The organism is Pedobacter sp. R-06 (assembly GCF_049913135.1).
Taxonomy (GTDB): Bacteria; Bacteroidota; Bacteroidia; order Sphingobacteriales; family Sphingobacteriaceae; genus Pedobacter.
Map to the genome: position 1 here is coordinate 861,516 of NZ_CP183977.1, position 18,508 is coordinate 880,023.

Consider the following 18,508-nt stretch of genomic DNA (forward strand, 5'->3'; position numbering starts at 1 on the left):
CTTATGCTCCTAGCTAAGCTCCGAATTGTGCTAAATGGTGATCCAGGTGTTTATAGAACATATTGTTCCACTCCATTTTTGCTAACGGCCCAAATGAATGTGATTCTTTCCCATCGAAATGATTTTCGCCGAGTTGTTGTGTTTGATTAATATAATCGATTAAACGCATCTTCTCTTTTTCAAAGTCTTTTTCACCCTTAATAATAAATTGAGGGGCTGTCTGATTATTTTTAGGATAAGGTTTTTCGTTTACTACTTTGCTTTTAACTAGTTTTTTCAGGATAAACTTCATTATCGGCCCTGGTTTTGGATGAATGTCATCGTAAACCATTTCGTAAGTTACATTGCAATGTGCCAGCATCTGTGCAACGTTCATTTTACCCCAAAGTTGAGTGGTAGCTGGAGTAAGCTTGTTAATTCTTTCAATAATTTCGCTAGTTACTGCGGGTTGGAAAATGTTCTTCATGGTTAATTAAAAATGATTTCTGGGCGATAGATATTAAAGACTTCCGATCCTATATTATTCAATTTTTCGATAAGTGGTTCACTGCCGTTTTCAATGACATGGTTTCTTTCATTTTCAGTTATGGGTATCATCCACAAAACATTAACTGAACTACCTCTATAATCATTGAGTTCTAATTTAGGTAGAACATTTAAGTCCCTAACTAAAATTACAGAAGTGATTTTGGTATTCTTAAATTCTTTAAATGTTATAGTATGGCCATTGCCCATCCATGTAATTCTTTTCCAGGGGATGTCTGCCTGTCCGCTTATCCAATTTCCGATTTTGTCTAACTCCGATTGCATTAAGCCTGATTTTAATATCAGGCCTAATTCTATTCTGTTTATTTGATTAGGATTTTCGCTATACATTTCAACTACTGGCATTGGAAGCAAAGAAAGTCCAACGGTAACAAATACATCATTAAAATCTCCAGTTTTTAAAAATAGTCCTTTTGGTGGCCATTCATTTCCATCAATAGCATAATATTTATTGCTCTTTCCTAAAACTTCTTCATAGCTTTTTAATAATTCTGGTTGTTTTATTTGAAATGGATTTGGTTCGCTATCCCATAAAGCCCAATATTCTTGGGCACTTTTAACCCTATCTATTAAAATATTCGATTCAGTAAGTTCCCAACAGAATTCGCCGTGATCTTTAGAATCTCTAGCGTAGCCGAAAAAGTCGCCACTGCCTGACCACGAAGGTATGATTGCAATAATTTCTTCTTTCGCTAATAAAGCTGCCGAGTCCCCCTCTTCGAGCCACACAATTTCCAAATCTTCACTTTTCAATGGAGGTTGCCCCGTTGGAAATCTACAAAATGAACTGGTAAGCATGGGTGGTATCCCTTTTTTGATAAGATTCGTTTCAAGGTTTGCAGGTGCTGCCGCTAAGTTTCTGATCCAACAGCTTTTAATGCCAAAATTTGTGTCTTTATCACCCCAAAGATAAAAGTAAGCAACTCTTTCATCTTGCTCTACGATTGCTGTAATCGGGCAGCTTGGGCTGCGAAATTCAGCAAGCACTTCTGGTTCTTGCCTTTTTTCTTTTCTCGAAGAAAAAAGCTTTTTTAATAAACTCATTTTTAATAATAAATCTTAATTCTTCAACATTTTAAATGAAAACCAGCCCAATAGTGCGATAATCACCGCCATTAATACCCAAAGCCATGCTTTGTTTTCAAATAATGGTTTTTCTATTTTAATGGAATAGGCAGGGTTTGGCTGTTCTGTTCCAATGTTTACGCTGGTTAAATTATTTGGGATTTTACTTTCAAATTTTTCAATTTCATAAATCGGACCTGTAGCTTTTTCATTGCCATAATATAAGGCATATTCATCTTTTGGTTCGTCAAACCGGGCTATAATTTCATAAATGTTTCCTTTTAACTGTAAGCCGCTTAAACGTAATGGCTTATTGTCGTTATTTTGGATGGTGATTTTTAATCTGGATGTAATGGTATTCGCGAAATTGAATGCTGGCTCTTCCAAAGAACTTATCGTGCCTTCATAGAGATTCGCATAATTGCACTGAATGCCTTTGTCGGTTTTAAAACTATCTGTTGCATATTCAATTTTGATGGAACGGTAGAAATCGAAATCGCTTTGTGCATTCAACTTTAAATAGGATAGGGGAAGGGGATTGGCTAGAGTTACATCAATAATTGTTTCTTTTTTGGATACATCGTTTTTAAGGTCGAAAGATTGATACTTAACCTCCTGATAGGTTCCCTTTATGGTATCTGTTTTCGAAATTTTTGCATCCAATAATTCAGGTTGAACGGGGCTTTTTACCGCAATTCTAAAATATTGATATTTCGAATCAGGAAAATTCAATTTGGTAAAATGGTAATCTGTATCGTTGTTCTTGATCGAAAGAATTCGATAGTCGGTTAAGATTGAAAACCACTCTTTATTATCATTACTGCCTTCGAGGACAACTTTCCAATCGAAGTTTTCTTGTTTAAAAGCCAAATTAATCTGGTTAATTAAATTTATTCCTGGCGATTGAAAAGTATAATAATAACCATTAGGATTGGCACTTTGGTTAATCTGTTTAAATGCAATATCATTTGTAGTTACCTTATCGGCACGCTGTTTTAACAGGTAAGGAACTTCTATGGTATCTCTTCCATTGATGCCAAAAATCCTTAAATCTTCGAAACCTGCATTTGCTTTTTTATACAAATCATCTGGCAGTACCATTTTATGCCAAACGGAATTAACACCCGTTATACTCCGCTTAAATTTGTAAGTATTGGTTTGTGCATTTGCGATGGTGGCGCAAAGCAAAAGCAAGGTAAATAGTTTAATTTTCAATTTTAGCATCATCTATAATTAAATGTTTGTATTTATTGTAAAGGAAAGAAATGATGAGCAATAACACACCCAACGACACAAAAACTATGGTTTTAGAAATTGTGCTTAAAGAATAGATATCGTAAAAGAAAAGTTTGATCAGCGTTATCCCAAATAAAACCATTGCTCCAATGCGCAAGTGTTTTTTGTTTTTGGCCAGACCCATGCTAATTAAGAATAATGAGAATATGCCCCAAAGGATGCTCAATCCCAATTTATAACTTCCTTCTGAATGTGATAGTTCTAAAATATTGATCAATTCGCTACTGATGATCCATAAGAGGGAAAGATAAAGCAGGTAATCAAACATGGTCTTCAAATCTTTTTTCAATAACCCTGAACGTTGCAACTGGTAGCATTGTACAATCAGCAACGCGAAAAAAGCGATTGCTACATACCTGATGCCGATATTAAATGAGCCAATAATGAAATATTTACTTTCAGGAATTAAATAGGCATCCCTAAGCTCACTTAATTTATAGAGTCCGAAAGTTAGAAATACTATAATAACCCAGATGTTAATAAGAAGGTTAGTGATAGCGAGTTTGCTGTTTTTTAGCTTTTTAATGTTCAAATAACTTAATGCCGAAGCAAAAAATAGGGTGTAAATATAAATCCACGCTGTTTTTAAAGTCTTGTAATTATAGTTGTACTCACTAATTGAATCGTAAAATCTGGTTTTTGGAGTAGCGTTGATCTTGCTCAGTTCGAAGAGGTTATTAAAATATTTAGAAATCTCGATCCTAAAAGTAATGTAGATTACAAAAACCAAAATAGCGGGAATGGAATAACTGAGTATCTGTCTCATCCAGATCCATGTTACGGGTTCTTCACTTTCTTTTTTGCTGATGCTGAACATCCAGAAAAAGCAGGCAATAAATATGCAGGCGGTTATAAAGCCAACGTTAAGAATTGGTGTGATTATGGCTGCATTTCCGTTATAGATATCATAATAAGTTATCCAATCTTCCAGTAAACTAAAAAAAGCCAGAAATATTAATGGGAATGAAAGTTTCTCGTAAATAACAATCTTTTTTATCCGCGCTAAGTAGAATAATACTGCGGACTCTACAACCCAGAAAATGGTTACCCAACCGCCATCTAGCTGAACGGGAACAGCCATGGTAATAAAGGTGATCACCATTGCCAGAATGAGGTAAAAGAGATTTTTATCTGCAAGATTTTTCTTGTAAATAATTAAGCTCACCACAAAGTGGATCACGGCATTTGCCAACGTAAACAAGCCTAATAATTCAGTGCTGTTCTTATTGTCTGATAATATTAGATAACCTATTCCGTAGTATATAAATGAATTTAAAAGTAAGATGATTACATCGCTAAAGCCAAAAACTTCTTTTTTGCTTACTTTGTAGGCCAGGTTGGTAATGTAAAAAATGAGGAAGAATAGAGTAGAAAATAATAGCGCGAGGCTAAAGTAATTGTTTGTGCCACTTAAATCTAAGCGCCAGGCAGAAAAGATGATCCATGTTAAACCAAAAGATGCATAGAATAAAGGCTTCCAGTATTTTTTGAAACTAAGCACAAGGATACCAATATTGATGATGGCCATGTAGGTAAACAAGAAGCCAACTTTGCCCGAACCATCGCTCAGTAAAAAAGGCACTGCATAAGCTCCAACTAGACCAATATGGGCGATAACCTGTTTGTTATACTTAATTGCTGCAACAACTGTAAATGAGGTGAATACAACCATTAAAGCAAAGGCCAGTGCCTGCGGAATTAAGGCGTAGAAATTGTAAGCTGCATAAGTGATAAAATACATAATGGCAATCGCACCACTAACCAAAACGGCTGAAAAATTTTCGTATTTAGCTTTAAGCTTTATGGCAAAAGTCATTAAACCTGCTCCAATGGTATAACCCAATACAATCCTGGTAAGTGGACTAACCATATCATGATCAATGGCATATTTAGCGCCAATAGCCACACCAATGATTAAAATCAGGATTCCAATCTTGCTAATCAGGTTTTCTCCAATAAATTTCTCGAAATCAGATTTAACCATATTTTCACGCTTAAATCTCTCGGCAAAATTAGGTTGCATTTGGTTTGCCGGAGACGGAATAGGCGCAGGAATAGGTTTAGGTACGGCCGGATGTCGTGTGACAAAGCTCGGAGGCGTATTTTTTGGTGGTGCTGTAATGATTGGCCCAGGATTTATTGTTGGAGGCGTAGATACTGAACCTGGCGATTGCAGGGCTCTAACCTCGTTTTTTAAAGCTTGAATTTCGGCTTCAAAGCCTTGTTGCCTAAGCAACAAGTTTTCCAGCTTAATTGAGAGCAGGTTTAATTTTTCTGAATTATCCATTCGATATCTGGTAGTGCGTAATTTTACTTTACTAAATATAAGAATGTATTTCTATTGGGTACAGAAAATTTTGTGAATGAGTTGAGTTAATGCTCTTACGAGCTTTGCCTCTCCTAAAATCGGAGAGGAGTAGGAACTGCTGAGGCAAGGTTACTTTCTAGTAATAAGATTTGTAGTTCGAATCTTTTGCTGCGTACAATCTCACTAGGGGAATAAACTCCCCTCCTTATTTCAAGGAGGGGTTGGGGGTGGTTATTAGTCATTTATTTTTAAAATGATTTTTAATGGCTTCACAAACCATTTCTCCAGATTCGAAAACTTCAAGGTTGTCAAATCTGACTACTGTAATTCCTTTCTTGTTTAAGAAATCAGTTCGTTCTTTGTCGTATATTTCTGCTGAATAATCATCATGACTACTGCCATCAACTTCAATAGCTGATTTTTCTGATGGACAGTAAAAATCTAAAATATAATTTCCAACACTGTGTTGGCGTCTAAATTTTTTGCCATCAAGTTTTGAATTTTGCAGATACATCCACATGGTAGCTTCAGCAGGGGTGAGGTTGTTTCTCAGCTCCTTTCTTTTATCTTTTAGATATTTAAGATTATGGATTGCCATGATTCAATATAACTATTTTTAAATTAATTTTTGCTCAGTTTACCACCCCTTGCCCCTCCTAAAATAGGAGGGGAGTAGGGAGTGCCTGAGGCAAGGTCAGTTCCTTTTGTTGGCGTTTGTAGTTTGAACCCTTTGGCTATATATTTTAAGATGAAATAACTCTACTCTTTATTACAAGGATGTGCTGGTTAGATGTTAGTATGAACCTTTTGCTGCGTATAATCTTAATCGATAAATCAGCTCCCCTCCCTTATTTTCAAGGAGGGGTTGGGGGTGTTTTTTGTTGGATTGTATACACATTAGATTAATTCACTAATTTTAGAGCAAAATTATCCCCATGGAATTATCTTGCCCGGTATCAGCAGAAAGAGTAAATGAAAATGTTGTGAGGATTATCGCCTTTATGGTTGCTGTGATTGCAATTACCTGTGTTGTATATTCAAATTATTGGGCAATTGTTTTCCTGCTATTTGATTTTGCTTTAAGGGCATTTACAATAGGTAAATTTAGTTTGTTGAAATTTATCGCCATTAAAATAGCTGACGGGCTTTCGCTTTCGCCGAAAATGAAGGATCTGGCGCCAAAAAAGTTCGCGGCAACATTAGGCTTTGGATTCTGCCTTTTGATTACCGCGGTATTTCTATTTGATTTTTATAATGCAGCCCTAATTTTTACCTCCATCATGATCGTTTTCGCCTTGTTAGAGAGCTTATTCGCGATCTGTGTAGGCTGTTATATCTATTCTTTTTTACAGATTTTCACGAAAAAGGATGAGGCTTAATTTATTTCCTTAAAGCCTCGCGTACTTTTGGTGCAATCTTGCTTCCAAATAATTCTATTGAATTCATTAAGGCTGCGTGAGATGGACCTCCTACATCCATGTGTGCTGAGAAACGTGTTAAACCAAAGGTTTCTTCCATTGCTAAAATCTTCTCTACCGATTCGTTTACATCGCCAATAATTAAAGCGCCGTTACTGCTTCGGCCTGTGTCGAACTGATTGCGTTGATAGGGAGGCCAACCGCGTGATTTACCAATCCTGTTCATTTGGGCAGAATAAAGTGGGTAGTAGTAATCTGCAACTTCACTACTGTTTTCGCCAAATAAAGCGTGCATATGTACACCTACTTCAAATTTACTCATATCGTGCCCATACGCTTCGTAAACTCTTTTATAATAATCGAAAAGCGGCTTAAACTGTATCGGCTGACCACCAATTATGGCAAACATTACAGGTAAACCTAATCTACCGGCACGTTCTACTGATTCTGGTGTTCCACCAACGGCTACCCATATTTTTAAATTGTCGTTTACAGCTCTAGGCAACACTTCTTGATTGTTCAGTTCTGGTCTGAATTTACCCTTCCAGCTGATTTTGGGCTCCTTGTTTATTTTAAGGAGCAATTCTAACTTCTCCTCGTAAAGTTCGTCGTAATCTTGCAGGTTATAGCCGAATAGGGGAAACGATTCGATAAAACTACCGCGACCGGCCATTAATTCGGCCCTGCCATTCGAAATTAAATCTATTGTGGCAAAATTTTGATACAATTTAACGGGGTCGGATGAACTTAAAACCGAAACCGCACTGCTTAATTTAATATTTTTGGTTACTGTAGCTGCAGCGGCCAATATAATTTCAGGACTCGATACAGCATAATCAGTACGGTGGTGTTCGCCAATGCCATAGAAATCTAAACCAACCTCGTCCATTAGTTTTATTTCTGCTATAATTTCTTGAAGTCTTTGCTGAGCGGGTTGAATTTCTCCTCTTGCATTGATCTGCAAATCGCCAAACATACCTATACCTAATTCCATAACGTTAAATAATTTTAACAAAGTTAATGGATAAGGGGGGAGTAGTTTTTGATGTATGGTAAGAAATATTATGAAAATTATTAACCTGTAAGTTTACCTAGCTTGTTTAAAATGGTTTCGAGCTCGTGGTTGGAGTAATCGAAATTTGTAGATTCAATTTTAAACTTTCTGCCATTTTGTAAAACAATGCTAATGAAAGAATATCTTCTACGTCCAAATGACTCATCATCAATAGCTTTTATTGTTTTAATTTCATTCCACTTAAAATTCCCCAGTTTTAACAATGTGATTTCATTTTCATTGGCTATGATAGCATATTCCTCTTGTTTGGAGATTAAATTCCTGAAATAGAATATGAAAAATACTGTCAATATCGATATGGTAATTAAAGCTGATTGAACATAACTTACATCAAACATAAATATTGGTGTGACAAAGAACAGTGGGAACATGCAGAAGATATAAATCATAATGAATATGCTGCCATTGTCTTTAACTTTTATCGAGGTAATCATTGATTCAATTTTACAACTTCATAGAAATAAGCCCATTATAAACCTCATCAATTACTTTGCTCATTCTTGATATATCGAGGGTATCCATGGTGTCGGTTTTTTGATGATAATTTTTATTTCTATAAAATGAAGTATCTGTGATCATCATGGCATCATAACCAAATTTCCAGTAGTTTAAATGATCTGAAAAATCGATACCTGGCAAGGCTGGTGGACCCGAAAAAGTTTTGGTCAGGATACTTTTTGTTGCTTTAAAGCTTTTAGAAAATTTATGGACGAATGGCCCGGAACCGAATTTTTTAACGATTGTGATGTAATTTCCTTTGTTTCCGTATTTTGCCGCCAGGATGCCCAATGGGTAATTTTGCGATTTTTCTTCATCTTTAAAGTAACCAATCATTTCGAGTGAAATCATACCATAAATATCGGCTTTAGCTTCGTTTAAGGATTTGGCATGGATATAACTGCCCATGAATTCGGTTCTAAAATATGGAGGCTCTTCTAAGGTGTAGGCCACAAGGTCGATGCGGTAAGCTAGTTTTTTGCCATTCAGCAACCTGGATAATTCCAATAAACCCACAACTCCACTAGCATTATCATCAGCACCTTCCTGATCGCCACAAACATCATAATGGGCACCAATAACGATCCGCTTTTTATTTTCAGTACCAAAAGAGCAAATGATGTTTTGATAACTTTTCTGATCAACCATATATTCCTGTATCGCAACACTATCTGATGATTTTTTGAAAACCGTTTTGATATAATCAGCTGTGAGGTTCAGTTGATCGATATTGTTATGGTTACGGAATTCAGGTGTTTTGGTTAATGTTTTTAGATAATCTTTGATTAAGATTGTGTCTGACTGCGCATAAGTGCTGCCATAATTAAGAGTTAGAATGAAGAGAAAGCCAATTAAGATTTTAAAATTATTCATTGTTTAATGATCAGAATAGTATATGCCGTGATCCTAAACCGAAGATAATTATTTGTGTTTGTTTTATTGGCAGATTAAAATGTGTTTTTTTTGTTTGCCTTTGTTAAATTTTCCTATAAAAAACATTGTCTAGGTAGACTTCTCTAAAAAGCGTCGTCATCTCGACTGGAACGCAGTGGAGTGGAGAGATCTATCTAGGCAGATTTCTCGACTGCGTTGCACTTCGCTCGAAATGACGACTTCGCGCTGCTCTCAAAGATTTCGCTTCGAACCTGTCAACTGAAAACTGACAATTGGAAACTGAAAACTACTCGATCTTCTTACCTTTCATAGCAGTGGAAATCGCTGCATCCATTACACGTTCTGCAAATGGGCGGGTAAATTCATTCAGCTCGTCTGCTTTCTTCAAAATGGTATCTTTTTCTTGAGTAGCTAAAGCCGCTCTAAGTGCTTCGATATGTACTTTGGTATCTGAAATTTCTTCTTCGGTTAAATGCTCGGCATGTTTTGCGATAAAACGTTCTGCAGTATAAAGCAATTGCTCACCTTCACCTCTTGCCTCAATAAGCATACGCTGCTCTACGTCACTTTTGGCATGTTCTATACTATCGAGGAGCATTTTCTCTACAGTATCGTCACTCAAGCCATAACTTGGCGTAATTTCTATCTCTTGTTTAACGCCCGAACGTAACTCTATTGCCTGAACAGTTAAAATTCCATCAGCATTCAGTAAAAAATTGATGTCTACTTTAGGCAAACCAGCAGGCATTGCAGGAATTCCCTTTAAGTCGAACTCAGCCAGTTTTCTGTTTTCTTTCACTAAATCGCGCTCACCCTGATAAACAGAGATCTTCATGTTTACCTGTCCATCTATTGAAGTGGTATATTGGCGACCAGCTTTAGTAGGTACTTTACTATTTCTGGCAATAATTACATCCATCAGGCCACCCATGGTTTCGATACCCAAAGAAAGTGGCGTAACATCTAATAATAAAATATCAGAGCGGTTTCCTGCCAAAACATCAGCCTGAATGGCGGCACCAAGTGCTACAACTTCATCGGGATTGATATTGTCCTGAGGTTTTTTACCAAAGAAATTTTCTACTGCCTGTTTTACGTAAGGTGTACGTGTAGAACCACCTACTAAAATTACTTCACCAATATCGCTGGCTGATAAATCTGCATCGTTTAATGCATTTTTACATGCGGTTATGGTTTCTTCAACCTTTGCAGCAATTAACTGCTCAAAAGTTTGTTTGTCCAATGTGCACCAGATTTCGCCAACCTGTTCGTTATATAAATTTTGGGTAGATAATGCTTTTTTAGCAGCTTCAGCCTGTAAGCGTAAGGTTTGCATCAAAATGTTGTCCTGAGCAACAACTGTTACATCAAGGCTGTTTTTCTCCAGCCAGTAATTTAAAATGGCACGATCGAAATCATCGCCACCTAAATAAGTATTGCCGTTTGTGGCCAGAACTTCAAAAATTCCATTCTGGATCTGTAGAATAGAGACATCAAATGTTCCCCCTCCTAAATCGTAAACTGCTATTGTTTTTTGTTCTGAAGGATCTAAGCCAATTCCGTAAGCCAAACTTGCTGCGGTAGGTTCATTTACAATACGCATCACATCTAAACCGGCCAGTTTCCCCGCATCTCGTGTGGCCTGGCGCTGACTATCGTTAAAATACGCAGGAACAGTGATTACAGCCCTGTTAACTGGTGTTTTTAACGCATGTTCTGCTCTTGCTTTAAGCTCCTTCAAAATTTCTCCCGATAAATCGATCGGTGTATAGAAACGGTCGCCAGCGTAGATTTTCACCAAAGCATCGCTATCATCGTCTATAATTTTGTAAGAAAAAATAGCTGCGTGTTCGGCTACATCTTTGTAAGAGCGGCCAAGTAACCTTTTAACTGAAAAAATGGTGTTTGAAGGATCAGTGGTTAAGTATTCTTTAGCCTCGTTACCTACAATGGCTTCATTCTGGCTGTTAAAGTATACCACCGATGGTACCAATATTCCTTTACCTGCATCGTTAATTACCTGCGGATTTTTATCTGGATTGATAAAGGCTACCAAACTATTGGTTGTACCTAAATCTATTCCAACTATAATTTCTTCCTTCTGAAACGAACCTGTAGCAAGGTTAATTGATATTTTTGCCATGGCTGCAAATTTACAATAATGTTGTGCTAAAATTGTTGTTAAGTTGTAAGTTTTAGTTGAAAAAGTAGGAGGTCCGAAGTCCGAAAGTCGGAAGCTTATTGATACTAGTATATCTTCGCACCGCGGACTCCGGACTAGAGACTCCGGACTACTTTTTATTCTTCTCCTCAATCCACAAACTCATGTATTTGGTACTCTGCGCTGTGTGGTGATTTAATATCTGTCCGAAAAAGTTATTTTGTCGGTGTGCAGTTAAATCTGAAGCTAATCTTTCAATATCTTTAATGAATTGATCAGCAAAATATTTTTTCGAATACCTTTTGTTAATAATCTGTACGCCATTTTGCTGGGCGACTTGCCAGGCACTTTTATCCTGATAAAGCTTTACCGCTTCATCAATAAATAGCGCTAAATTATCTTCGATGCTACCATTCCAATCTAAATTACCTTTCATTGCTTCTGCACCAATAGATGTGGTAACCGACGGGGTGCCTACTTGCATGGCATCAATAAATTTCCCTTTTACACCTGCACCAAACTGGATAGGGGCAAGTAATATCCGATGTTTAGCGATAGTTTCTTTAGCATCTATAGCTCTTCCTTTAATTAAGAACTTTTCACTCTTGTTATTCAACTGTAACACTTTTTGCGAGGCATAAGATCCAAATATATTTAAATTCGCACCTGGAAGCCTTTTCTTTAGTACCGGCCATATCTTGGTTTTTAAAACCTGAACGGTATTCCAGTTAGGCTCATGAAGGAAATTGCCAATGAAAACAAAATCAGCACGCTCTTCGAATGAAATCCAGTTTTCGATGGTCTGCTGATCGATTTCTTCTTCGAGGAAGGGTAAATAATAAATCAGTGAAGGATCAATTTTGAATTGATTTTTCAGTATATCCATCTCCACTTCCGAAATCATTATAGATAAATCGCAGCGTAAAATTGAAGCAATTTCTCTTTTAGCAGTATCCGAAAATAAATCTAAAACTTGTTTTTTCTTGTCGCTTTGTTGGCGGGCACTTCTCAGGCAATGTAAATCTTCAGTATCTAAAATCCTAAGTGCATTAGGGCGTTCCTGATGAACGCGCCAGCCATATTGCTCTTCTACCATAAAGCGGTCGAACAGTACCATTTCTGGATTTAATTCTTGCAGAAATACGTTGAAACTTTCGTCGTTTAGTTTGATTTGTTGCTCAACAACACTAGTCTTACTAAAATCATAACTGAAATCGCTTTTTGATGCTGCCGATGCAAAAGTGATCTGATAACCTTTCGAAAGAAATAAATCAACCAATTGGATCATCCTCGTACCAGCCGCCGATGAAGTGGGCTCGGGCCAAACAAATCCAATAATTAATAATTTCTTAGCGCTTGTATTCATTTACCTGCAAAATAAGCTCTTTTTTTTGGCTCCCGCAGATAAATGTGATTTTCTCGGAGTGAAATGTAAAATCTGCATAATCTTTTAAATCTGCGGGAGATATTAAACGTATGTTAAATATTCCTAATTTTGCAGCTCAATACGAGTATCATGTTAGGTTTAAAATTATTGACAGACCCACGTTGGGCAAATATCGCGGAATCGAATTTAGAAGAAATTTTATCTGACCATGCCTGGTGCGAACAAAAAGCGGCAACCAACGCCATTACTTTAATTACTCAAAATTCCGAACATCAGGATCTTGTAGATGAATTAACGGCGATTGCCATTGAAGAAATGCAGCATTTTCAGATGGTAATTGAAATTATAAAAAAACGGGGTTATACTTTAAGCCGCGAGCGGAAAGATGACTATGTTGGTCGTTTGGTAAAATTTAGCAAAAAGGACGGAAGCCGAAATATGGCTTTTATTGACAGGTTATTGTTTGCAGCAATGATTGAAGCCAGAAGCTGCGAACGTTTCAGGGTACTTTCGTTAAATATAAAAGATCAGGAACTGGCTAAGTTTTACCACGAACTCATGGTTTCGGAAGCCGGACATTATACCACATTTTTAAATTTTGCGCGTAAATACAGTACCGATGTTGATGTAGATAAACGCTGGAAAGAATGGTTAGATTTTGAAGGAGAACTGATTCAGAGTTTTGGAACTAAAGAAGCGATACACGGATAGTTCAGTTTGCAATTTTCAGGTTACAGTTTTTTATCATTAACTGTTAATTGGCAACTGTCAACTCCTTTTTATGTATGTTCCACAGCCAAATGACAATATCCTGGTAACTATTAATTCCTTTTTTCTGATTGTTCAGTTTTAAGAAGCTGTCGAATGCGGCATCCATATAGCCGAACATATCGCCATTGTATTTTCGCCAGAATTCTTTTTCGGTTTTAAAATCGGCTAAAACCTGCGGTAAAAGTGTTGCGTGAAGTGTTTTGTAGTCTTCGGGTGATTTCATCCTGATCTCAAACAAAATATACCGCAACATTTCGTAATTGGCAGAATATTGATAATTCACATCAGGGCTGTTACTTGCGGTCAGGTATCCCAAAAGATTAGCCTCGTCTTCGTAAGCAATGCCGAGTTGATGGCTTATTTCGTGGCAGCTTACATAAGGCTTTACAAAGTCGGGCAAATTCATATTCATATTGGCTTCGCCTGAAAGCGGGGCATAATAACCTTCGATTCCAATCTTACTAATTACCCAGGAGTTTAAGACCGGCTTTAAACAAGGATTCTGATATCGAAACAATTTGTTTTTTCGCGACATAAGCAAATAAGCTTCGGCTGATTTTGATTCTAGTTCTTTGTTTGTATAAGCTGGGATTTTGCCTTGTTTCAGTTTTAGTGCATTGGTTTTTTTGATGAAATAATCGCCAAGAACAACCAATTCTTTAACATTATATTTTTCACTGCCTATCCCCAACTCTTCACTTATACTTGGCCGACTGTAATTTAAACCCCATACAATTTTGAATATGATATAGAGCATCAGGAAGAAGCTGAAGACTTGTAAGGGAACAAGAATCCTATCCTGTCTTTTCAGTGATTTTCGTCGCCTATAAAATCTAACGATCTTATAAAGTACAAAGCCAATCAATAAAGCATAAATAATATCGCCAATGGCAAAAGGGAAAATAGATGATATAAACCTTAATGCCGAAGAGATGTGAGGATAAAAACCTGTTGAGTAATATTTTTGGACAAGACCAGGGTAAAAACCAAAGAGGTAAATGAGTATAGCGAGGCTGACTAGAATAATCAGTTTTGTATGTTCAGAATGCTTAATCACTCTTAATAATGGCCTTTTAGGGATTGAATTTCCAGGATGACAATTAATCCATCGTTGTGAATCTCATAAATAATGCGGTGTTCTTCGTTTATTCTACGAGACCAAGAGCCTGATAACTCATATTTAAGTGGCTCTGGTTTGCCAATCCCTTCAAACGGATTTTCTTGAATTGCTATAATTAACTGCTGAATTTTTTTCTGAATAGCTTTGTTACCCGATTTCTTCCAATAGTTTAAGTGCTCAATTGCCTTTGGAGCAAATATTACTTCCATAAATCTTCGACAGCAATTTTTACACCTTTGCCATTTTTGATATCTTCTTTTGCTTTTAATATTTCTTTAACAAACTCTGGATCATATGGGCTTTTTTCAGTCTCGAAATCAATCTTCAAAACTTTCATAACTGCTTTTAAAGCAGTTGATTGTTCTTCGTTTTTTGGATGTACAATTAACGTTTCCATATTATAATCAATGTATTAGAACAAATATAACAAATCTATCTGGCAAAAGTTAGACGTTTTCCGATCTGATCTGTCGTGAATTTGCCATTTTGGTAGGCCAAATTACCTGATACAAAGGTATGTGTAATACTTGCCTGGAAAGTATCTCCATCGAACGGGCTCCAACCACATTTGTAGAAATTATTAAGTTTGGTTACTGTCCAAGGATCTTTTAAGTCTACCAACACTAAATCTGCCCAATACCCTTCACGGATGAAACCACGTTTTTCGATGTCAAAACAGATGGCCAGGTTGTGCGCTGTTTTTTCAACAATTTTCTCTAAAGAGATTTTACCCTGTAAATGCATTTCTAGCAATGCCGGTAATGCATGTTGTACCAATGGACCACCGGATGGGGCTTGAGCATAAGGCTGCTGCTTTTCTGCCAATGTGTGTGGCGCGTGATCTGTCGCAATTACATCAATATAACCTTCGAGAACACCTTTAAGTACACCTTTTTGATCGTCCTCGGTTTTTACCGCAGGATTCCATTTAATGAAATTTCCTTTTGAAGCGTAATCTTTATCGTTAAACCAAAGATGGTGCACGCAAGCTTCGGCCGTAATTTTTTTATTCTTTAATGGCGCAGTGTTATCGAATAATGCAATTTCTCTCGCGGTAGAAATATGTAAGATATGCAAGCGGGTTTGATAAGTTTTAGCCAGTTCTACCGCTAATGATGATGATTTATAACAGGCTTCTGCGCTGCGGATTAAAGGGTGCATTTCTATTGTTAAATCTTCGCCATATTTAGCTTTAAATTCGGCCAGATTATGGCGGATGGTTGCTTCATCTTCACAGTGGGTAGCCACTAATATGGGGGCTTTGCTAAAAATGTTTTCTAATGTTTTCTCGTTATCAACCAGCATATTCCCCGTTGATGAACCCATAAAAACCTTAATACCACAAACATTTTTAGGGTCGGTTTTTAAAACCTCTTCAATATTGTCGTTGCTGGCTCCCATGTAAAATGAGTAATTCGCTAACGAAGTTTGGGCAGCAATTTCATATTTATCGGCTAATAAATCCTGTGTTAAGGTGTTTGGTACAGTATTCGGCATTTCCATAAAAGAGGTAATCCCTCCGGCTACAGCAGCCATACTTTCGGTAAAAATATCGGCTTTATGGGTTAAGCCTGGTTCGCGGAAATGTACCTGATCGTCAATCATCCCTGGTAAAAGGTATTGTCCTTCTGCGTTAATTTCTTGCGCATCAGGTGCAGATAGATTCTGACCGATTTTGGTTATCAATCCATCTTTTATCAATACATCGGCAACAATTTTTTGTCCTTCATTTACAATTGTGGCAGCTTTTATCAGGTAAGTATTCATGGTTTCAAAGGTAGTAATTTAGTGTTAAGTAGCTAGTATCAAATATCGAGATTTTGATGCTTTGGATAGGGGAAATTGAGTTTTATGTTACTGTTTTAGGTTAAATAAACCTGATAGTGGGCATCCCGATTTTCATCGGGATAAAGCGGATAGCAGCGCTGTCAGAACCGAAGAATTGCTGGAAATTGCTTTACTCCTAGTTCTGATAAAAGAAGCTTAAATTATGCATCGGACTGAAACCTTCTGCCTTACACCTTCAAACCCTCAACCTTAATCACTATCTTTGTGCGCTATGGCAAAATCGTTCGAAGAATTTAAGTTAAACAGGCAAATTTTAAATGCAGTTGCCGATGCAGGTTATACCGTTGCCACACCGATACAGGAAAAAGCAATTGCGCCAGTATTATCTGGACAAGATATTTTTGGTATCGCCGAAACTGGTACAGGAAAAACTGCGGCTTTTGTTTTGCCGATTTTAATGCAATTGAAATATGCTCAGGGCGATAATCCGAGGGCTTTAATTTTATCTCCAACACGCGAATTGGCGATGCAGATTGCCGAGCAGGTGAAGTTATTTTCTACCTATACGGATTTACGTTCTTTAGTGATTTTTGGTGGAATCGGTCCAAAAACGCAGAAAGAGCAAATTGCAAAAGGTGTTGATATCCTGATTGCCACACCTGGAAGATTCCTGGATTTATATTTGGCTGGTGATATTAATACACAGAGTTTAAAGTTTTTGGTGCTGGATGAAGCCGATAAAATGATGGATATGGGCTTTATTGGCTCTATTCACCGGATTTTGGAAATCGTTCCACGTAAACGCCAAAATTTGTTGTTCTCAGCGACAATGAGTGATTTAGTGCAGAAAATTGCAGGCGATTTCCTGAATAATCCACTTGTCATTGAAGCATCAGCGCAGGCAACCCCTGCAGCAAACGTAACGCAGGCTTTATATTACGTTCCTAATTTCAAAACTAAAATTAATTTACTGCAGCATTTGCTGAAGAACGATGAGGCTTTTAACCGTCTGATCATTTTCTGTAAAACAAAAACCGTTGCCGATAATATTTACAGTTTTATTGAGCGCAGATATGGTGCTGAGCATGTTCGTGTAATCCACGCCAATAAAGGACAAAATACCAGAATTAACTCCATAAATAGTTTCAAAGAAGGTAATATCAGGGTTCTGGTGGCTACAGATGTAGCAAGCAGAGGTATTGATGTGAGTGATGTAAGTCATGTGATCAATTTCGATGTGCCTATCATTATCGAAGATTATGTACACCGTATTGGGCGTACCGGCAGGGCTTTTGCCAAAGGTGATGCGATTACCTTTGCAACGGATGCCGAAAAATATTATATCCGCAAGATCGAAAAATTGATCCGCCAATATATTCCAGTGGCCGAAATTCCGGAAGGCGTTTTCATTGATGAAACCCCTTACGAAGAACGCCAACATATTGCAAAGGAAATCGATATGCAGAAACGCAAGGAAGATCCTGATTTTAAGGGAGCTTTCCACGAGAAAAAGCATGCTGCTGCGATAGAAAAAAAGGTAAGAGAAAAAGCCAAAGCAAAGGCCGGCAAGCAGATAAAAAGCTTTAAAAAAGGTAAAAAATTCGATAAGAAAAAGTAGCTAATGAAACTTAGTGTTACACCTTTAAATGTAATTACGTTAGTAATAACAATATGGACTGGGTATTTGTACTTAAACCCTATTGCATCTTACCCAAACATTAACACTAATGGTCTCATTGCATATCTTTTAATATTTGTAATTATTGCGATAATAGTTATAGACATAGTTTTTAGGCTTGTTTTCAGCGTTTTAAAAAGAATTTGGCTAGCAGAAATGATATTTATTGTCATAATTCCAATATTTATTTTAATATTATCGATAAATGAAAATTAGGATTACGCCTTTAAATATCGTTAGCGCCATTGGTTTGGGATTAGTGGCTGTAAATTTAGTTTCAGAGAAAAGCACAGCACCACGCCAAGTGGATATGAGCGGCTTTTATCTCCTAATTTTAGGTTGCCTTATCCTTGTAACCTTTATTACAGATATGATTTTCCGATTCACGTTAAAAGATATTAAAAGGATCTGGGTGGTAGAGTTGATCTTTATCTTCATTGCGGCAATCTTGATGTTAATATTACAAAAAGTAGCGTAAGGCTACGATGAATTAAAACTAATAT

At 37.0% G+C, this 18,508-nt stretch carries 18 protein-coding genes; 4 read left to right on the top strand and 14 right to left on the bottom strand.

Annotated elements, in window-relative coordinates:
- Positions 1-13: 13 nt before the first annotated feature.
- From ACN9MR_RS03675 to ACN9MR_RS03695, 5 genes are all read right to left on the bottom strand, one after another.
- Positions 14-466 (bottom strand): DUF1569 domain-containing protein, encoded by a 453-nt coding sequence (locus ACN9MR_RS03675; protein ID WP_426328286.1) that lies wholly within the window; start codon positions 464-466, stop codon positions 14-16.
- Between the two features lie 2 nt (positions 467-468).
- A complete protein-coding gene (locus ACN9MR_RS03680) occupies positions 469-1,590 on the bottom strand; it encodes a suppressor of fused domain protein (RefSeq protein WP_426328287.1) in 1,122 nt (373 codons plus the stop codon).
- Between the two features lie 15 nt (positions 1,591-1,605).
- A complete protein-coding gene (locus ACN9MR_RS03685) occupies positions 1,606-2,838 on the bottom strand; it encodes a DUF3999 family protein (protein ID WP_426328288.1) in 1,233 nt (410 codons plus the stop codon).
- Positions 2,816-5,194, bottom strand: coding sequence for a DUF2339 domain-containing protein (locus tag ACN9MR_RS03690; RefSeq protein WP_426328289.1), 2,379 nt, complete (start codon positions 5,192-5,194; stop codon positions 2,816-2,818). The genes ACN9MR_RS03685 and ACN9MR_RS03690 overlap by 23 nt, the downstream gene beginning before the upstream one ends.
- A 259-nt stretch (positions 5,195-5,453) precedes the next feature.
- Entirely contained in the window at positions 5,454-5,813 is a 360-nt protein-coding gene (locus tag ACN9MR_RS03695; RefSeq protein WP_426328290.1) for an endonuclease domain-containing protein, read from the bottom strand.
- 337 nt (positions 5,814-6,150) lie between these two features.
- Here ACN9MR_RS03695 and ACN9MR_RS03700 point away from each other — a divergent pair, with 337 nt between their 5' ends.
- Complete coding sequence (locus ACN9MR_RS03700) at positions 6,151-6,594, top strand: DUF4395 domain-containing protein (protein ID WP_426328291.1); 444 nt, start codon at positions 6,151-6,153, stop codon at positions 6,592-6,594.
- Between the two features lies 1 nt (position 6,595).
- Here ACN9MR_RS03700 and ACN9MR_RS03705 read toward each other — a convergent pair whose 3' ends face one another.
- From ACN9MR_RS03705 to ACN9MR_RS03725, 5 genes are all read right to left on the bottom strand, one after another.
- Complete coding sequence (locus ACN9MR_RS03705; protein ID WP_426328292.1) at positions 6,596-7,627, bottom strand: Atu2307/SP_0267 family LLM class monooxygenase; 1,032 nt, start codon at positions 7,625-7,627, stop codon at positions 6,596-6,598.
- A gap of 80 nt (positions 7,628-7,707) precedes the next feature.
- Complete coding sequence (locus ACN9MR_RS03710) at positions 7,708-8,142, bottom strand: hypothetical protein (protein WP_426328293.1); 435 nt, start codon at positions 8,140-8,142, stop codon at positions 7,708-7,710.
- A 10-nt stretch (positions 8,143-8,152) separates the two neighbouring features.
- Positions 8,153-9,079, bottom strand: coding sequence for a M28 family peptidase (locus ACN9MR_RS03715; protein WP_426328294.1), 927 nt, complete (start codon positions 9,077-9,079; stop codon positions 8,153-8,155).
- Between the two features lie 307 nt (positions 9,080-9,386).
- Positions 9,387-11,243 carry a Fe-S protein assembly chaperone HscA gene (gene hscA / locus ACN9MR_RS03720; protein WP_426328295.1) on the bottom strand — a complete coding sequence of 619 codons (1,857 nt, stop codon included), beginning with the start codon at positions 11,241-11,243 and terminating at the stop codon, positions 9,387-9,389.
- Between the two features lie 148 nt (positions 11,244-11,391).
- Positions 11,392-12,627: a glycosyltransferase gene (locus ACN9MR_RS03725; RefSeq protein WP_426328296.1), complete on the bottom strand. Its 1,236-nt coding sequence runs from the start codon at positions 12,625-12,627 to the stop codon at positions 11,392-11,394.
- A gap of 150 nt (positions 12,628-12,777) precedes the next feature.
- Between ACN9MR_RS03725 and ACN9MR_RS03730 the strand changes: the two genes are divergently transcribed.
- The gene (locus tag ACN9MR_RS03730) at positions 12,778-13,359 is read left to right on the top strand and encodes a tRNA-(ms[2]io[6]A)-hydroxylase (protein ID WP_108200728.1); all 582 of its coding nucleotides are present in this window, start codon (positions 12,778-12,780) and stop codon (positions 13,357-13,359) included.
- A gap of 43 nt (positions 13,360-13,402) precedes the next feature.
- Here ACN9MR_RS03730 and ACN9MR_RS03735 read toward each other — a convergent pair whose 3' ends face one another.
- The 4 genes from ACN9MR_RS03735 to ACN9MR_RS03750 are packed head-to-tail and all read right to left on the bottom strand — an operon-like array spanning position 13,403 to position 16,306.
- Positions 13,403-14,476: a DUF3810 domain-containing protein gene (locus ACN9MR_RS03735; RefSeq protein WP_426328297.1), complete on the bottom strand. Its 1,074-nt coding sequence runs from the start codon at positions 14,474-14,476 to the stop codon at positions 13,403-13,405.
- 2 nt (positions 14,477-14,478) lie between these two features.
- Complete coding sequence (locus tag ACN9MR_RS03740; protein ID WP_426328298.1) at positions 14,479-14,748, bottom strand: Txe/YoeB family addiction module toxin; 270 nt, start codon at positions 14,746-14,748, stop codon at positions 14,479-14,481.
- The gene (locus tag ACN9MR_RS03745; protein WP_426328299.1) at positions 14,739-14,936 is read right to left on the bottom strand and encodes a DUF2683 family protein; all 198 of its coding nucleotides are present in this window, start codon (positions 14,934-14,936) and stop codon (positions 14,739-14,741) included. The genes ACN9MR_RS03740 and ACN9MR_RS03745 overlap by 10 nt, the downstream gene beginning before the upstream one ends.
- Before the next feature lie 35 nt (positions 14,937-14,971).
- Positions 14,972-16,306 carry a dihydroorotase gene (locus tag ACN9MR_RS03750; protein WP_426328300.1) on the bottom strand — a complete coding sequence of 445 codons (1,335 nt, stop codon included), beginning with the start codon at positions 16,304-16,306 and terminating at the stop codon, positions 14,972-14,974.
- A 292-nt stretch (positions 16,307-16,598) separates the two neighbouring features.
- Here ACN9MR_RS03750 and ACN9MR_RS03755 point away from each other — a divergent pair, with 292 nt between their 5' ends.
- Entirely contained in the window at positions 16,599-17,945 is a 1,347-nt protein-coding gene (locus tag ACN9MR_RS03755) for a DEAD/DEAH box helicase (RefSeq protein ID WP_426328301.1), read from the top strand.
- A 265-nt stretch (positions 17,946-18,210) separates the two neighbouring features.
- Positions 18,211-18,483, top strand: a complete 273-nt coding sequence (locus ACN9MR_RS03760) for a hypothetical protein (protein ID WP_426328302.1) — start codon at positions 18,211-18,213, stop codon at positions 18,481-18,483.
- Positions 18,484-18,508 lie beyond the last annotated feature (25 nt).

Coding starts and splice junctions, on each gene's coding strand:
- ACN9MR_RS03675 (WP_426328286.1), bottom strand. CDS start 466: ATGAAGAACATTTTCCAACCCGCAGTAACTAGCGAAATTATTGAAAGA.
- ACN9MR_RS03680 (WP_426328287.1), bottom strand. CDS start 1,590: ATGAGTTTATTAAAAAAGCTTTTTTCTTCGAGAAAAGAAAAAAGGCAA.
- ACN9MR_RS03685 (WP_426328288.1), bottom strand. CDS start 2,838: ATGATGCTAAAATTGAAAATTAAACTATTTACCTTGCTTTTGCTTTGC.
- ACN9MR_RS03690 (WP_426328289.1), bottom strand. CDS start 5,194: ATGGATAATTCAGAAAAATTAAACCTGCTCTCAATTAAGCTGGAAAAC.
- ACN9MR_RS03695 (WP_426328290.1), bottom strand. CDS start 5,813: ATGGCAATCCATAATCTTAAATATCTAAAAGATAAAAGAAAGGAGCTG.
- ACN9MR_RS03700 (WP_426328291.1), top strand. CDS start 6,151: ATGGAATTATCTTGCCCGGTATCAGCAGAAAGAGTAAATGAAAATGTT.
- ACN9MR_RS03705 (WP_426328292.1), bottom strand. CDS start 7,627: ATGGAATTAGGTATAGGTATGTTTGGCGATTTGCAGATCAATGCAAGA.
- ACN9MR_RS03710 (WP_426328293.1), bottom strand. CDS start 8,142: ATGATTACCTCGATAAAAGTTAAAGACAATGGCAGCATATTCATTATG.
- ACN9MR_RS03715 (WP_426328294.1), bottom strand. CDS start 9,079: ATGAATAATTTTAAAATCTTAATTGGCTTTCTCTTCATTCTAACTCTT.
- hscA (WP_426328295.1), bottom strand. CDS start 11,243: ATGGCAAAAATATCAATTAACCTTGCTACAGGTTCGTTTCAGAAGGAA.
- ACN9MR_RS03725 (WP_426328296.1), bottom strand. CDS start 12,627: ATGAATACAAGCGCTAAGAAATTATTAATTATTGGATTTGTTTGGCCC.
- ACN9MR_RS03730 (WP_108200728.1), top strand. CDS start 12,778: ATGTTAGGTTTAAAATTATTGACAGACCCACGTTGGGCAAATATCGCG.
- ACN9MR_RS03740 (WP_426328298.1), bottom strand. CDS start 14,748: ATGGAAGTAATATTTGCTCCAAAGGCAATTGAGCACTTAAACTATTGG.
- ACN9MR_RS03745 (WP_426328299.1), bottom strand. CDS start 14,936: ATGGAAACGTTAATTGTACATCCAAAAAACGAAGAACAATCAACTGCT.
- ACN9MR_RS03750 (WP_426328300.1), bottom strand. CDS start 16,306: ATGAATACTTACCTGATAAAAGCTGCCACAATTGTAAATGAAGGACAA.
- ACN9MR_RS03755 (WP_426328301.1), top strand. CDS start 16,599: ATGGCAAAATCGTTCGAAGAATTTAAGTTAAACAGGCAAATTTTAAAT.
- ACN9MR_RS03760 (WP_426328302.1), top strand. CDS start 18,211: ATGAAAATTAGGATTACGCCTTTAAATATCGTTAGCGCCATTGGTTTG.